The following is a 14,518-nucleotide window of genomic DNA, read 5'->3' on the forward strand; positions in this document are numbered from 1 at the left end:
TGCAGTAGAGACTTTTGCGCGCTGACGGCAGTACTGGCGAGCACTGTCGGCGGGGCGAACTAGGGTGGTGCGGTGGCTGATCCATCGTCCTACCGCCCGGCGCCCGGCTCCATCCCCGACTCGCCCGGGGTGTACCGCTTCAGCGACGCCGGCGGCCGGGTGATCTACGTCGGGAAGGCGAAGAACCTGCGCGCCCGGCTGTCGTCGTACTTCCAGGACCTGGCGAACCTGCACCCGCGGACCCAGTCGATGGTGACGACCGCGGCGAAGGTCGACTGGACGGTCGTCTCGACCGAGGTCGAGTCGCTGCAGCTGGAGTACTCCTGGATCAAGGAGTACGACCCGAGGTTCAACGTGAAGTACCGGGACGACAAGTCCTACCCGTGGCTGGCGATCACCCTCAACGAGGAGTACCCGCGGGTGATGGTCGGCCGCGGCCCGAAGAAGAAGGGCGTGCGCTACTTCGGCCCGTACAGCCACGCCTGGGCGATCCGCGAGACCGTCGACCTGCTGCTGCGGGTCTTCCCGATGCGCTCGTGCAGCAAGGGCGTCTTCAACCGGCACCGCCAGATGGGCCGGCCCTGCCTGCTCGGCTACATCGGCAAGTGCGCCGCGCCCTGCACCGGCCAGGTCAGCCAGGAGGAGCACCTCAAGATCGTCGAGGACTTCTCCGCGTTCCTGTCCGGCCAGACCGCGACGTACGTGCGCCGCCTGGAGAAGGAGATGAAGGCCGCCGCGGCCGAGCTGGAGTACGAGCGGGCCGCGAAGATCCGCGACGACCTGTCCGCGCTGGACAAGGCCCTGGCCAAGAACGCGGTCGTGCTCGGCGACGGCACCGACACCGACGTGGTCGCGCTCAGCGAGGACCCGCTCGAGGTCGCGGTGCAGATCTTCTACGTCCGCGGTGGGCGGATCCGCGGTCAGCGCGGGTTCATCGCCGACAAGGCCGACGGGACGGCGAGGACCGGCGACCTGGTGTCACGGTTCATCCAGCAGATGTACGCCACCGAGACCGCCGACGCGGTCCCGCGGGAGATCCTCGTGCCCGTCGTACCGGACGACGAGGCGGCGCTGACCGAGTGGCTGTCGGAGCGGCGCGGCTCGCGGGTCGCGATCCGGATGCCGCAGCGTGGCGACAAGAAGGACCTGATGGAGACCGTCGCGCGCAACGCGCTGCAGACGCTCACCATGCACAAGACCAAGCGGGCCAGCGATCTGACCACCCGCAACCTGGCGCTGGAGGAGATCCAGGCCGCGCTCGAGCTGCCCGAGGCGCCGCTGCGGATGGAGTGCTACGACGTCTCCAACCTGCAGGGCACCGAGGTGGTCGCCTCGATGGTGGTCTTCGAGGACGGCCTGCCGCGCAAGAGCGAGTACCGGCGGTTCGTGATCAAGGGCGTCGAGGGCCAGAACGACGTCGCCTCGATCGCCGAGGTGCTGACCCGCAGGTTCAAGCGGATGCTGGACGAGCGGGTCAACGTCCCCGACGGCGAGGACCCGACCGCCAACCTGATCGACCCGGAGACCGGACGGGCGAAGAAGTTCTCGTACGTGCCGGGCCTGGTCGTCGTCGACGGTGGTCCGCCGCAGGTCGCGGCCGCGCGGCAGGCGATGGACGAGCTCGGGCTCGGCGACATCCCGGTCTGCGGTCTGGCCAAGCGGCTGGAGGAGGTCTGGCTGCCCGACGAGGAGGACCCGGTGATCTTCTCCCGGACCTCCGAGGGGCTCTACCTGCTCCAGCGGCTGCGCGACGAGGCGCACCGGTTCGCCATCACCCACCACCGCAGCCGGCGCTCGAAGACGATGGTGGAGAGCGTGCTGGACGACGTACCGGGGCTCGGTGAGGTCCGTCGCAAGACGCTGCTGCGGCACTTCGGGTCGCTGCGCAAGCTCCGCGGGGCGACCGTCGACGAGGTTGCGGAGCTGCCCGGGTTCGGCCGTCGTACGGCGGAGTCGGTGGTCCTGGCAGTGAACGCTGCGGCAACGAAGGCCGACACCGGCCGGGCGCCGTCGGTGAACACCGCCACAGGCGAGATACTGGACGACGACGGACCGGGGCCCGCCGGTCCGCCGAACGGGGAGAACCTGAACTGATGGACGAGTCGAGCGGCAACCTGATCATCGTGTCCGGAATGTCCGGCGCGGGCCGGAGCTCGGTCGCGGACGTGCTGGAGGACCTCGGCTGGTTCGTGGTCGACAACCTGCCACCGATGTTCCTGACCACGATCGTCGAGCAGGTCGTCGGCACCGGAGCGTCGCCGCGGCTCGCGGTGGTGGTCGACGTCCGGACCGGGATGTTCTTCGACGAGCTCGGGTCCGCGCTGGAGGACCTGCGGACCAAGGGGTACCGGCCGCAGGTGCTGTTCCTGGAGGCCTCCGACGACGTGATCGTGCGCCGGCAGGAGAGCGTCCGGCGGCCGCACCCGCTGCAGGGCGAAGGCCGGCTGCTGACCGGAATCCAGCGCGAGCGCGCGCTGCTCGGGGACATCCGGGCCGGCGCCGACCTGGTGATCGACACCTCGAACCTGAACATCCACCAGCTCGCCGCGAAGATCGTGAACGCCTTCGGCGACGAGGAGAACGCCGAGCTGCGGGCGACCGTGGTGTCGTTCGGGTTCAAGTACGGCATCCCGGTCGACGCCGACGTGGTGGCCGACATGCGGTTCGTCCCGAACCCGTACTGGCAGCCCGACCTGCGCCCGATGACCGGGCAGGACAAACCTGTGTCAGACTTCGTCCTCGGTCATCCGCTGGCCCAGCAGTTCCTGCAGAACTACGGGGACGTGCTGGACACCCTGCGGACCGGCTATCTGAACGAGGGCAAACGGTTCGTCACGGTCGCGATCGGCTGCACCGGTGGAAAGCACCGGAGCGTCGCGATGGCCGAGGAGATCGGGCGCCGGCTGCGCGAGAAGGGGTCACCGACGTTGGTGGTGCACAGAGATCTGGGGCGGGAGTGACGAGGGCCCCACGGGTCGTCGCACTGGGCGGCGGGCATGGCCTCGCCGCATCGCTGTCTGCCCTGCGGCAGGTCACTGACCAGCTGACCGCTGTTGTCACGGTTGCTGACAATGGTGGGTCTTCGGGCCGGTTGCGCCAGGAGCTGGGTGTGCTGCCGCCAGGGGATCTGCGGATGGCGCTGGCCGCGCTGTGCCGGGACGACGAGTGGGGCCGGACGTGGGCCGACGTGCTGCAGCACCGGTTCCGCAGCGATGGTGCCCTGCACGACCACGCGGTCGGGAACCTGCTGATCGTCGCCTTGTGGGAGCTGCTGGGCGAAGCCGTCGACGGGCTCGACTGGGTCGGTCGGCTGCTCGGGGCCCAGGGGCGGGTGCTGCCGATGTCCGCCGTACCGCTGGACATCACCGCACGGGTGATCGGGCTGGATCCGCTGCATCCCGAGGCGGTCGCTGAGATCCGCGGGCAGACCGAGGTCGCGACGACCGAGGGGCATGTGGTCGACGTCGCGCTCGACCCGGCCGATCCGCCGGCTTGTCCGGAGGCGTTGGTCGCTGTGGCCGAGGCCGACTGGGTTGTCGTCGGGCCTGGGTCGTGGTTCACGTCGGTGATCCCTAACCTGCTGGTCCCGGCGCTGTGCCGTGGGCTGGAGCAGACGAGCGCGCGGCGGTTGGTCACGCTCAACCTGGGGGAGCAGAAGGGCGAGACCGACGGGTTCTCGCCGGAGACGCACCTCGAGGTGCTCGCCGCGCACGCTCCAGAGCTGCGTATCGACGTGGTGCTGGCCGACGAGGGACATGTCCCCGACCCGGCGTCTTTGCGCCGTACGGCGGCCTCGCTGGGCGCTGAACTGGTGATCGCCGACATCGCCGACGACCAGCAGGTGCTGCACCACGATCCGGCCAAGCTGGCCAAGATCTACCGCGAACTCTTCGCCTGAACCCAGGTGGCCCCGACCCCCTCAGATCGGGGCCGCCCGGGGTTCAGCGCTTCGGGAAGATCGGCGCGCGCTCGACGGTCTTGCCGCCGGGGACGCCGACCTGGTCGTTCTGGAACGGGTTCGCGTTGAAGCGGGCGACCTCGCGGCCCTGGGCGTCGGAGAAGATCGCCCAGATCGGCGCCGACGGGTCGCCGACGGCGGTCCGGCGCGACGCCCACAGGAAGAAGCCGTTCTCGACCACGGCCGGCGAGGAGACGCCGTCGCTGGTCAGGAAGTCCACCTTCGCGACACCACGCGGTACGACGCCCCGGGAGCCGTTGTGATCGGCCCACACGACGTACGGCTTGTCGTCCGCGACGCCCTGCCGCAGGTAGTCGTCGCTCGGCGTCCCGGCGCCGGCGTTGTCCAGGCAGTACGCGTAGCGCTTCTGGTCGGGCGAGACCAGGATCGCGCTCACCCAGCTCGCGGAGGCCTGGGTCAGGGCGACCTTCCAGCCGGAGATCGACTCCGAGCCGCCACCGGCCTTCGCCGCGCTCTGCCGGTACTGGCCGTCGGCGGGCTGGCAGCGCGCGATCACCTGCGCGTCGGACAGCGTGCTCTTCGCGGGCAGCACCTCGGTGGCTTTGCCCGTCTTCGGGTCGAGACTGACCGTGGTCTCCGGCGCGGGCAGGCCGAGACCGGCGACCGGTGCCTCGTCGTCCTGACCGGGCAGGACGGCCACCGCGGTGGCCACACCGGCGACCGCGATCGCGCTGACGGCGACCGCGCTGATCCGGCGCAGCCGCTGGCCGCGGCGGCCCCGGCGTACGACGTCGTCGACGGTGTGCCGCATCGGCGCGGCCGAGTCGTCCGCCGCGTCGACCAGCAGGTCCTCGATGTCGCTGCTCATGACAGAACCCCTTCGTTGTTGTTGGCCGGAGCCCTGTCGCCGGCCGGCTCGCCCGTGCCGGGCGCCGGTCGCTTCAGCTGCTCGCGCAGTGCGGTGAGACCGCGGGAGGTCTGGCTCTTGACCGCGCCGGTGCCGATCCCGAGCACCTGAGCGGTCTCCTCGATGCTGAGGTCGGCGTAGTGCCGCAGGACCACGCAGGCGCGCTGCCGGTCCGGCAGCCCGGTCAGCGCCTGGACGACCGCGAGCCGCTCGTCGACGGCGCCGGAGTGGTCGGCCAGCAACTGGTCCGGCACAGCGTCGTCGGAGAACTCCCGGCGCCAGGGCCGCTTGGCCTGGTCGAGCACCACCGAGACCACCGCGCGGTGGGCATAGGTGGTCAGCCCGGCGTCGTGGTCCAACCGGTCCCACGCGCGGTAGATCCGGACCAGGGCGTCCTGGGCCGCGTCCTCGGCGCGGTGCCAGTCACCGCACATCAGGTACGCCGTACGGCGCAGGCGGCGCAGGGCCGCTTCGGCGAACTCGGTGAAGTCCGCCTCACTGCGTCGTCGCATCGTGCTCCTCCCGTGGCTGTCGGAAGAGGAACGACAGCCGTACCCCGAAAGGTTGCCACGAACGTGGGAATGCCGCGTAACACCGATGGAGTTGGGGGAGTTGGACCCTAGGACCGCGGGTGGCGGGGCTGGTCCGGATAGCGGGCGAGGGTCTTTGACAGCAGTGGGAGGATTTCGTACATGGCGATGACAGCACAGGTGAAGTCCGAGCTGACCAGCATCCAGGTCACCAAACCCTGCTGCCGCAAGGCCGAGGTCTCCTCGGTCCTGCGATTCGCGGGTGGGCTGCACCTCGTCTCCGGCCGGATCGTCGTGGAGGCCGAGCTGGACAGCGCTCGGGCCGCCCGGCGGCTGCGCAAGGACATCGCGGAGATCTTCGGCCACCCGTCCGAGGTGGTGGTGATCTCCCCGTCCGGGATCCGCAAGCAGACCAAGTACGTCGTCCGCGTGGTCCGCGACGGTGACGCGCTGGCCCGGCAGACCGGCCTCGTCGACAACCGCGGCCGTCCGGTCCGCGGCCTGCCGCCCGCGGTGGTGTCCGGCGCCTCCTGCGACGCCGTGGCGGCCTGGCGCGGGGCGTTCCTGGCGCACGGCTCGCTGACCGAGCCCGGGCGCTCCTCGTCGCTCGAGGTGACCTGCCCGGGGCCGGAGGCGGCGCTGGCGCTGGTCGGTGCCGCGCGGCGGCTCGGGATCGGTTCCAAGGCGCGCGAGGTGCGCAACGTCGACCGCGTGGTGATCCGCGACGGTGACGCGATCGGCGCGCTGCTGACGCGGCTGGGTGCGCACGAGTCGGTGCTGGCGTGGGAGGAGCGCCGGATGCGCCGCGAGGTGCGCGCGACGGCGAACCGCCTGGCGAACTTCGACGACGCGAACCTGCGCCGCTCGGCGCGGGCCGCGGTCGCGGCCGGGGCGCGGGTGGAGCGGGCGCTGGAGATCCTCGGCAACGACGTACCGGATCACCTGCAGGTCGCGGGCAAGCTGCGGCTGGAGCACAAGCAGGCGAGCCTCGAGGAGCTCGGTCAGCTGCACGAGCCGGCGCTGACCAAGGACGCCGTCGCGGGCCGGATCCGGCGGCTGCTGGCGATGGCCGACAAGCGCGCCTCCGACCTCGGGATCCCCAACACCGAGGCCAACCTGACGCCGGAGATGCTCGACCCGGCCTGATCGTGTCCGTTCCGTGTCGTCGGCCCGGTTGACCGAAAGCCCTGCGCTGCTTGGATTGCCGGACGGGGAGAAACCACCCGACGACATGCTGAGGACTGATGGGTACAGCCAAAGAAGAAGCCGAAGCCAGGGACCGGATCGAGCAGGAAGCGATCAAGCGGCAGGCCGATGCGCTGAAGAAGGCGGACGCGGAGAAGAGCAAGAACAAGATGGTCGCCGACCCGTCCGCGGGTGTCGGCTGGCCGGACGACGCGGTGAGCCCCAGCACCGGGCCGGTCACCGAGATCGCCGGGAAGCTCGGGGTGGGGCCGGGCGCCGACCTGGCCCTCGCCCAGCGACTGCTCGACTCCGGCCGTCGCCCGGCCGACGCGCCGACGAGCACTCCGCGCGGCGACGGCGCCACAGCGCGCATCGGCGCGGCGCTCAACCGTCCGGCGACGCCCGCCGTGGAGCGCTAGCGGTTCACCAGTAGGACCAGTGGTATTCACGTGGCGGCCCCGGGGAAACTCCGGGGCCCTCGTGCGTGGGGTGGTCTGGTCCGGTGGTCTACGCCGCGGTGGGGTGGTCTCATGTGGACGCTACCAGTGGATCAAGTGGGCTGTTGGGCTAGTGTTTCGGCTGTAGCGGCAGTGCTCGACAGCTAGTTCAAGGAGACGTAGTCCCGTGACCGTACGCGTAGGTATCAACGGCTTCGGCCGGATCGGCCGTAACTTCTTCCGCGCCGTGCAGGCGTCCGGTGCCGACATCGAGGTCGTCGCCGTCAACGACTTGACCGACAACCAGACCCTGGCCCACCTGCTGAAGTACGACTCGATCCTGGGCCGCTTCCCGGGCGAGGTCACGGCGACCGACGACGACATCACCGCCGCCGGCCACACCTTCAAGGCGTTCGCCGAGCGCGACCCCGCCAACCTGAAGTGGTCCGACGTCGGCGCCGACGTGGTGATCGAGTCGACCGGCTTCTTCACCGACGCCACCAAGGCCAAGACGCACGCCGACAACGGCGCCAAGAAGGTCATCATCTCCGCCCCGGCGAAGAACGAGGACCTGACTGTGGTGATGGGTGTGAACCACGAGCTGTACGACGCCGACAAGCACACGGTCATCTCGAACGCGTCCTGCACCACGAACTGCCTCGCCCCGATGGCCAAGGCCATCCACGACGAGTTCACGATCCAGCAGGGTCTGATGACCACGGTCCACGCCTACACCCAGGACCAGAACCTGCAGGACGGCCCGCACAGCGACCTGCGTCGCGCTCGCGCCGCCGCGCTGAACGTCGTACCGACCTCGACCGGTGCCGCCAAGGCGATCGGCCTGGTGATGCCCGAGCTCAAGGGCAAGCTGGACGGATACGCGCTGCGCGTCCCGATCCCGACCGGCTCGGCCACCGACCTGACCGTCAACGTCGGCCGGGAGACCACCGCCGAAGAGGTCAACGCCGCCGTCAAGGCCGCGGCTGAGGGCCCGCTCAAGGGCTACCTGCGCTACACCGAGGACCCGATCGTGTCGAGCGACATCGTCACCGACCCGGCCTCCTGCATCTTCGACGCCGGCCTGACCAAGGTGCTCGGCAACCAGGTCAAGGTCGTCGGCTGGTACGACAACGAGTGGGGTTACTCCAACCGCCTCGTCGACCTGGTCACCTACGTCGGCGCCTCGCTCTGACGTTCCACCACCCACAGCTTGCGTCCGGAGAGCCTCGGCTCCCTCCGGGCGCAAGCCTGTTTGCTGAGGACTGCTGAACTGTGAAGACCATCGATGACCTGGGGGACGTGGCCGGCCTGCGGGTGCTGGTCCGCTCCGACCTGAACGTGCCGATCAAGGGTGACCGGATCGGCGACGACGGGCGCATCCGCGCCTCGGTGCCGACCCTGCTGAAGCTGGCCAAGGCCGGCGCCAAGGTGATCGTCACCGCGCACCTGGGCCGCCCGAAGGGCACGCCGAACCCGGAGTTCACGCTCGCCCCGGTCGCCCAGCGGCTCGGTGAGCTGCTGGAGCCCGAGGGCGTCAAGGTGCACTTCGCCACCGACGTGACCGGCGAGAGCGCCCAGGAAGCCGTCCAGGAGCTGGACGAGGGCGAGGTCCTGCTGCTGGAGAACGTGCGGTACGACCCGCGCGAGGAGAGCAAGGACGAGGCCGAGCGCGGCGCGCTGGCCGACGAGCTGGCCGGTCTGGCCGACGTGTTCGTCAGCGACGGCTTCGGCGTCGTGCACCGCAAGCAGGCCAGCGTGTACGACGTGGCCCGCAAGCTCCCGCACGCGGCCGGCGGCCTGGTGCTGGCCGAGGTCGAGGTGCTGAAGAAGCTCACCGAGGACCCGGCCCGCCCGTACGTCGTCGTCCTCGGCGGCGCGAAGGTGTCGGACAAGCTCGCGGTGATCGACAACCTGCTGGCCAAGGCCGACAAGCTGCTGATCGGTGGCGGGATGGTGTTCACCTTCCTCAAGGCCCAGGGCCACGAGGTCGGCAAGAGCCTGCTCGAGGAGGACCAGCTCGACACGGTCAAGGGCTACCTGGAGACCGCGAAGAGCAAGGGCGTCGAGATCGTGCTGCCGACCGACATCGTGGTCGCGCCCGAGTTCAAGGCCGACGCGCCCGCGACCGTGGTCGCCGCCGGCGCGATCCCGGCCGACCAGCTCGGCCTGGACATCGGCCCGGACTCCGGTAAGGCGTTCGCGGCCGAGGTCGCGGCCGCGAAGACGGTGTTCTGGAACGGCCCGATGGGCGTCTTCGAGATGGAGGCGTTCGCAGGCGGAACCAAGGCGGTCGCAGCAGCGTTGACCGAGGTGGACGGACTCAGCGTCGTCGGAGGTGGCGACTCGGCCGCCGCCGTACGGCAGATGGGCTTCGCCGACGACCAGTTCGGGCACATCTCCACCGGAGGTGGCGCGTCGCTGGAATACCTTGAGGGCAAAGAGCTCCCTGGTCTCGTAGTACTGGAAGAGGAGTAACCGAGGAATGGCTGGCTCTGAAGCTCCGGCTGCCCGTACGCCGTTGATGGCGGGCAACTGGAAGATGAACGTCAACCACGTCGAGGCCGTGCACCTGCTGCAGAAGCTGAGCTGGACGCTGCAGGACAAGAAGCACGACTTCGAGCGGGTCGAGGTGGCCGTGCTGCCGCCGTTCACCGACATCCGCAGCGTGCAGACGCTGGTCGACGGCGACCGGATGAAGATCGTGTACGGCGCGCAGGACGTGTCGGTGCACGACGAGGGCGCCTACACCGGTGAGATCTCGGCCGCGATGCTGACCAAGCTGGGCTGCAGCTACGTGCTGGTCGGTCACTCCGAGCGTCGCCAGTACCACGGTGAGGACGACGCGCTCGTCAACGCCAAGGCGACCAAGGCGCTGGCGGCCGGGCTGACCCCGATCGTCTGCGTGGGCGAGGGGCTGGAGATCCGCAAGGCCGACGGTCACGTCGCGCACTGCGTGAACCAGATCGACGGCGCGCTGGCCGGGCTGAAGGCCGACGACGTGCGCAAGCTCGTCATCGCCTACGAGCCGGTCTGGGCGATCGGCACCGGCGAGGTGGCGACCCCGGAGGACGCGCAGGAGGTCTGCGCCGCGATCCGGGCCCGGCTCGAGGAGTCCTTCTCGCCCGCGGTGGCCGACTCGGTGCGGATTCTCTACGGGGGGTCGGTGAAGATGAGCAGCGCAGGTGGCATCATGGCCCAGCCGGACGTCGACGGCTGCCTGGTCGGGGGAGCGAGCCTCAAGGTGGACGAGTTCGCCGGTATCTGCCGTTACCTGGACCTTCAGTTAGGCTACTCCTCGTGATTACCGCTTTTCAGATCGTCGTCGTCATCTGCAGCCTGATCCTGACGGGGCTCGTGCTGCTGCACAAAGGCCGCGGTGGTGGCCTGTCCGACCTGTTCGGTGGCGGGGTGTCGTCCAGCCTGGGCGGCTCGTCGGTCGCCGAGCGGAACCTCGACCGGATCACGATCGGTGTCGGTCTGATCTGGTTCGCGGCCATCGTCGCGCTCGGCCTGCTGTACAAGCTCGGCTGAGAGGCGTAGCCGTGGCTGGTAGTGGCGGTGCGATTCGTGGCAGCAGGGTCGGAGCAGGACCGATGGGCGAGGCGGAGCGCGGTGAGTCCGCGCCCCGGCAGCGGATCGTGTTCTTCTGCGCCAACGGCCACGAGACCGCGACGGTGTTCGCGGTCGAGGCGGCCATCCCGGAGGCGTGGGACTGTCCGCGGTGCGGTCTGCCGACCAGCACCGACGTGAACAACCCGCCCCCGCCCCCGAAGATCGAGCCGTACAAGACGCACCTGGCGTACGTGAAGGAACGGCGCAGCGAGCAGGAGGCCGCCCAGATCCTCGAAGAGGCCCTGGAGCGCCTGCGCGCGCGGCGCGCCAACGGCGAGATCATCTTCTAGCCGGTACGCCGTACACCCGGGCAGTCCTCAGCGGACCGCCCGGGTGTTCGCGTTGCCGTAGCGGGCGAACAGTTCGTTGAGCTCTCCCTGAGGGATCTGGCCCTCCGCGAAACTCATCGTGCCCTGGGTCCGCAGCTCCTCGGCAGCCCTTCGGACGAAGCCCAATGCTGCCCGCGCGATGCTTCCGCCGAGGCTGATCCGGGTGACACCGACGCCGGTCACCTCGGCGACCGTCAGCTTCGAGCTGCCCAGTCCCATCACGACGTTCAGGGGTCCGTCGATCTCGGACACCAGCGTGCGCAGCTGGTCCAGGTCGTTGACGCCTGGCACGTACAGGCAGTCGGCGCCGGCCTCGCGGAACAGGTTCGCCCGCCGGATCGAGTCCGCCAGGGGAGTGGGCTCTTTGAGCAGCTGGCCGTCCGTGCGGGCCGTCAGGACGAAGTCCGGCCCGGCCGCTTCCCGCGCGGCGACGATCCGCTCGACCGACAGCTCCTCGGCGTACAGCTCGCGGCCGTCGTAGTCCTCGATATTGCCCCCGGCCAGCCCGGCATCGCGAGCTAGCCGGATCGTCTTCGCGACATCCTCCGGCCGGGCGCCGTACCCGTCCTCCAGATCGCCGTTCACCGGTACGCCGACCGCCGCGGTGATCTGGTGGATCCGCTCGAACATCACGTCGGCCGAGACCGCGGGCGCGCCGTCGGGCAGCGTGTGGTCGCCCGCGCCGAGCGAGAACGCGATCCCCGCGCTGGTCGTCGCCAACGCGGCGAACCCGGCCTCGGCCAGCACGACCGCGCTCCCGGCGTCCCACGCGTTCGGCATCACGAACGAGGCCTGGTGCAGCTCACGAAAAGTCGTCATCCCCCGATGATGCCAACCGGACGGTTCGGTTCTGGCCGAACGGACGATGCGTCGCCGACCACCGGCTGCATAGCCTGGCGCGGACCCGGTCACACCTCCGAAGGGATCTTCTGTGCCACTCCCGCTGCCGGCCCTCCACCACGTCGGCCTTGTCGTCGAGGACATCACCGCCGCCGCGGCCGACTACGAACGGCGCTGGAACGTCACCGCCGGACCCGTCCACGACCTGACCTTCCCGCAGGCCCACGTGCACGGCGAGCGGCTCGACCTGTCGGCCAGGTACAGCTTCATCGACACCGGTGCCTCGCAGATCGAGCTGATCCAGCCGGTGTCGGAGGCGTCGCCGTACACCGAGTTCCTCGAGGCCAACGGCGGCGACGGTGTCCACCACCTCGCGTACTTCGTCGACACCATCGACGACTACCTGGACCAGTTGCGCGCGGCCGGGGAGCCGGTCGACCTGGTCCTCGACGCGGTGGTGCCCGGGGGTGGACGGTTCGTCTACCTCGACGGGCTGGCGCACGGACCGGTGGTCGAGCTGATCGAGACACCGCGCTGACGCGTGCTGTCCATTGATCGGATGTAACGGTAGATACAAGACGACCTTGTATTGTAACTTTCGGTACCGCCGTTGTTCCGCCTGGACGACGGCGTTCCGAAGGAGGCCCTCGTGGCGATCATGGTTGACGCGACCGAGACGCTGTACGCCTACCCGCAGCTCTGGCGGATCCTGACCAAGTCCTGCTACTTCCTCAGTACCGGTCTGGCCGGTGGCAGCGTGCTGTTTCACACCTTCGTGCTGCGGCCGGTGCTGAACCGGGCCGAGAGCGAGACGGACCGGCGCGTGCTGAGAAACCGCTCGGCCGTGCTGCTCGCCATCGCTGGGACCGCGCTGCTGCTCGCGACGTACCCGCAGTTCGCCGGCAAGGTCACGCGCGCGACGAAGGGCATGACCTTCTCCGAGGGGCTGCAGCCGTCGGTCATCTGGGACTACCTGCAGACCGCGGCGCCCAAGAACGCGTGGTTCTTCTCCGGTGTCACGGCGGGGCTGCAAGCGCTGATCTACAGTCTCGGCGCCCTGCTGCTGATGAGCCTGTTCCTGCGACCGATGCGACGGTACGTCGACAAGATCGCGGGGATCGGGGTCGTCGTCGTCCTGGTCGCCGCGCTGTTCCTGATGGTTCCGAGCCGGTCTGCGGATCTCGAGGCGGCGTACTTCGCGTCGCACCTGGTCACCACCCTCCACCCGTACGCCGGTGGCTTCTGGATCGGGGCGCTGCTGGTGCTGTCCGGGCTGGCGCTGAGCCGCAAGCAGTTGACGCCGGACGGCGGCCTGATCTGGGCGTCGGTGTGGCAGCGGTTCAGCCTGATGGCGCAGGTCTGCGTGACGGTCCTGCTGGTGTCGGGTCTGCTCGAGGCCTGGATGGCGGTCGGGTCGGTGTCGATCGGCGACATCCTGTCCACGACGTACGGCAAGTACCTGCTGCTGAAGGTTCTGCTGGTGTTCTCGATCCTCGGGCTCGGTGCGTTCAACGAGGCCGTGCTGCTGCCGAAGATCGCCCGCGTGCGCGCCGCCGGCGATCGGCGCAGCCTGTTCCAGCTGGTTCTCGGGCACTTCCCGAAGGTCGTGCTGATCGAGGCGGTGCTCGGCGTAGGCGTGCTCGCGGTGATGCCGTTCCTGAACGGGTCGGCGCGGGAAGAGGTCGGGCTGGCGGCGGATCCGCCGCCGACCGGCGGCGTCGCGCTGGCGATGGTGCTGCTGTTCGTCGCGCTGGTGGTCTCGTTCGTGGCCCGCTTCCAGATCCAGAAGGCGATCGAAGCCCGGGCCGCCGGCCAAGCCGTGGCGGAGGAGCCCGCCACGGCCGAGGCCGGACGCTAGAAGGCGGCGACCATCCGGGCGACGGCGGCCTGGGCCTTCGGGCCGTTCACCAGGTCGGCGTCGCCTTCGGTCCCGGGCGTGTTCCAGTACAGGTAGAAGCTCGGCGGCGTCTTCAGCGTCTTCAGGTACGCCGTCTCGCGGTCGATGTCGGCGGCGCGCCGGGAGTCGCTCTTGGTCTGCTTGAAGCCGCGCTCCGTAAGTCCCCACTTGGTCGAGGCGCCGGGCGTCTTGAGCACTAGCTCGTCGTACCAGCGCTGGTGGCCCTTGTGCTCGGACAGGATCGCGGTGGCGGGCTGCGTGCCGCCGCTGTAGGTGTCGGCGCCGTAGAAGTCGGCGGCCACGCGCCACGGCTTCGGGTCCTTCGTCGACTTCGGGAAGCCCCATTGGTAGGCCATCGCGGAGTAGCCGACCTTCACGCCCGGATTCGCCGCCTTCATCACGTCACGGACGCGCTGGAACGCTTTCGCGAAGACCGGGCCGGACATGTTGTCCTCGGGTTCGTGGTACCAAATGAAAAATGTTTCGGGTTTGTTCTTCAACCATTCCGCGAGCGCGCGGAAACGCGCGTCGTAGGCGCCGCTGCCGGTTGTCGCGGGGTCGGTCTTGATGCTGACGAACGGGATCAGCCCGGCCGCCCAGGACCTCTTCGCGACCGCGTCGTACTTCGTCCGCAGGTCGACGGTCGGTTTCTGCACGCCGTCGACGAACTCCCGCGTCGCCTGCACGCCGGGGTAGCGCTTCGCGAGGCCGGCGGGCGCGGTCTTGTCGTGCACGCCCATCAGGATCGGGGTGGCGGCCTGGACGTCGTCCGCGCCGGTCGAGACGACAAAAGCCGTCACGGCCAGCGTCAGTCCGGCCGTGACGGCAATCATTCGTTTGAGCATGCCGCGGAGTTTACAAG

The 14,518-nt window shown here is 69.5% G+C and carries 16 protein-coding genes; 12 read left to right on the plus strand and 4 right to left on the minus strand.

All coding sequences use genetic code 11. The annotated features are described in order from the left end of the window. The first annotated feature begins 72 nt into the window (after positions 1–72). Genes uvrC through HDA39_RS08775 form a run of 3 tightly spaced genes read left to right on the plus strand, consistent with a single transcriptional unit; the run spans position 73 to position 3,898 of the window. Positions 73–2,094 (plus strand): excinuclease ABC subunit UvrC, encoded by a 2,022-nt coding sequence (uvrC, locus tag HDA39_RS08765; RefSeq protein ID WP_184794729.1) that lies wholly within the window; start codon positions 73–75, stop codon positions 2,092–2,094. Continuing rightward, the gene (gene rapZ, locus HDA39_RS08770) at positions 2,094–2,960 is read left to right on the plus strand and encodes an RNase adapter RapZ (RefSeq protein ID WP_184794730.1); all 867 of its coding nucleotides are present in this window, start codon (positions 2,094–2,096) and stop codon (positions 2,958–2,960) included. Before uvrC ends, rapZ begins: the two co-directional genes overlap by 1 nt. After that, positions 2,957–3,898: a uridine diphosphate-N-acetylglucosamine-binding protein YvcK gene (locus HDA39_RS08775; protein ID WP_184794731.1), complete on the plus strand. Its 942-nt coding sequence runs from the start codon at positions 2,957–2,959 to the stop codon at positions 3,896–3,898. The genes rapZ and HDA39_RS08775 overlap by 4 nt, the downstream gene beginning before the upstream one ends. Positions 3,899–3,941: 43 nt before the next feature. Here HDA39_RS08775 and HDA39_RS08780 read toward each other — a convergent pair whose 3' ends face one another. Both HDA39_RS08780 and HDA39_RS08785 read right to left on the minus strand, forming a co-directional pair. Further along, the gene (locus HDA39_RS08780; protein WP_184794732.1) at positions 3,942–4,787 is read right to left on the minus strand and encodes a hypothetical protein; all 846 of its coding nucleotides are present in this window, start codon (positions 4,785–4,787) and stop codon (positions 3,942–3,944) included. Next, on the minus strand, positions 4,784–5,338 hold the full coding sequence (locus HDA39_RS08785; RefSeq protein WP_184794733.1) for a SigE family RNA polymerase sigma factor: 555 nt from the start codon (positions 5,336–5,338) through the stop codon (positions 4,784–4,786). Before HDA39_RS08785 ends, HDA39_RS08780 begins: the two co-directional genes overlap by 4 nt. A gap of 180 nt (positions 5,339–5,518) precedes the next feature. Between HDA39_RS08785 and whiA the strand changes: the two genes are divergently transcribed. From whiA to HDA39_RS08820, 7 genes are all read left to right on the plus strand, one after another. After that, positions 5,519–6,502, plus strand: coding sequence for a DNA-binding protein WhiA (gene whiA / locus HDA39_RS08790; protein ID WP_184794734.1), 984 nt, complete (start codon positions 5,519–5,521; stop codon positions 6,500–6,502). A gap of 98 nt (positions 6,503–6,600) precedes the next feature. Then, complete coding sequence (locus HDA39_RS08795) at positions 6,601–6,960, plus strand: hypothetical protein (protein WP_184794735.1); 360 nt, start codon at positions 6,601–6,603, stop codon at positions 6,958–6,960. A 205-nt stretch (positions 6,961–7,165) separates the two neighbouring features. After that, positions 7,166–8,170 carry a type I glyceraldehyde-3-phosphate dehydrogenase gene (gap, locus tag HDA39_RS08800; RefSeq protein WP_184794736.1) on the plus strand — a complete coding sequence of 335 codons (1,005 nt, stop codon included), beginning with the start codon at positions 7,166–7,168 and terminating at the stop codon, positions 8,168–8,170. Between the two features lie 80 nt (positions 8,171–8,250). Continuing rightward, positions 8,251–9,453, plus strand: coding sequence for a phosphoglycerate kinase (locus tag HDA39_RS08805; RefSeq protein WP_184794737.1), 1,203 nt, complete (start codon positions 8,251–8,253; stop codon positions 9,451–9,453). A gap of 7 nt (positions 9,454–9,460) precedes the next feature. Then, positions 9,461–10,279 carry a triose-phosphate isomerase gene (gene tpiA, locus HDA39_RS08810; protein WP_184794738.1) on the plus strand — a complete coding sequence of 273 codons (819 nt, stop codon included), beginning with the start codon at positions 9,461–9,463 and terminating at the stop codon, positions 10,277–10,279. Continuing rightward, entirely contained in the window at positions 10,276–10,509 is a 234-nt protein-coding gene (gene secG / locus HDA39_RS08815) for a preprotein translocase subunit SecG (RefSeq protein WP_184794739.1), read from the plus strand. Before tpiA ends, secG begins: the two co-directional genes overlap by 4 nt. 11 nt (positions 10,510–10,520) lie before the next feature. Continuing rightward, positions 10,521–10,880, plus strand: a complete 360-nt coding sequence (locus tag HDA39_RS08820; RefSeq protein ID WP_077013973.1) for an RNA polymerase-binding protein RbpA — start codon at positions 10,521–10,523, stop codon at positions 10,878–10,880. A gap of 27 nt (positions 10,881–10,907) precedes the next feature. Here HDA39_RS08820 and HDA39_RS08825 read toward each other — a convergent pair whose 3' ends face one another. Continuing rightward, entirely contained in the window at positions 10,908–11,738 is an 831-nt protein-coding gene (locus HDA39_RS08825) for an isocitrate lyase/PEP mutase family protein (RefSeq protein WP_184794740.1), read from the minus strand. A gap of 112 nt (positions 11,739–11,850) precedes the next feature. On the opposite strand from HDA39_RS08825, the gene HDA39_RS08830 reads away from it, so the two are divergent. Then, positions 11,851–12,297 (plus strand): VOC family protein, encoded by a 447-nt coding sequence (locus HDA39_RS08830; RefSeq protein ID WP_184794741.1) that lies wholly within the window; start codon positions 11,851–11,853, stop codon positions 12,295–12,297. A gap of 120 nt (positions 12,298–12,417) precedes the next feature. Beyond that, positions 12,418–13,617, plus strand: coding sequence for a CopD family protein (locus HDA39_RS08835; protein ID WP_238356521.1), 1,200 nt, complete (start codon positions 12,418–12,420; stop codon positions 13,615–13,617). On the opposite strand, the gene HDA39_RS08840 is transcribed toward HDA39_RS08835, so the two are convergent. Beyond that, on the minus strand, positions 13,614–14,501 hold the full coding sequence (locus tag HDA39_RS08840; protein ID WP_184794743.1) for a hypothetical protein: 888 nt from the start codon (positions 14,499–14,501) through the stop codon (positions 13,614–13,616). The genes HDA39_RS08835 and HDA39_RS08840 overlap by 4 nt on opposite strands. Positions 14,502–14,518: the final 17 nt, after the last annotated feature.

It is taken from the genome of Kribbella italica, from assembly GCF_014205135.1.
GTDB classification, from domain to species: Bacteria; Actinomycetota; Actinomycetes; order Propionibacteriales; family Kribbellaceae; genus Kribbella; species Kribbella italica.